Below are 274 nucleotides of genomic sequence, written 5' to 3'. Positions count from 1 at the left end.
GATTTTTCCGCCATTCTTTCCAATGGAAGAAGTTGCTCTTTGGTTAAAACATAAAAGTCTGCGGGATTTTCAATTAATTTTTCTCTATAAAGCTGCTCAATGGTTTCGATTCCCAGATTTTCGATATTTAAAGCTTTTCTGGATACATAATGAATCATTCTTCCGACAACCTGTGTAGGACAGTGCAAATCATTCGGACAAAAATGGATCGCCTGATCTTCGATTTTCACCAGCTCGGTTCCACATTCAGGGCAATGTTTGATGTATTCAATTT

The 274-nt window shown here is 37.2% G+C and carries 1 pseudogene; it reads right to left on the bottom strand.

From position 1 onward, the window contains the following. Window positions 1–230 (bottom strand): annotated as a pseudogene (locus ACPYOJ_RS35325) (hypothetical protein); the annotation flags it as partial. Window positions 231–274 lie beyond the last annotated feature (44 nt).

It is taken from the genome of Rhizobium sp. SVR5-9E, from assembly GCF_056755095.1.
This window is presented reverse-complemented; position numbering and strand designations above follow the sequence as displayed.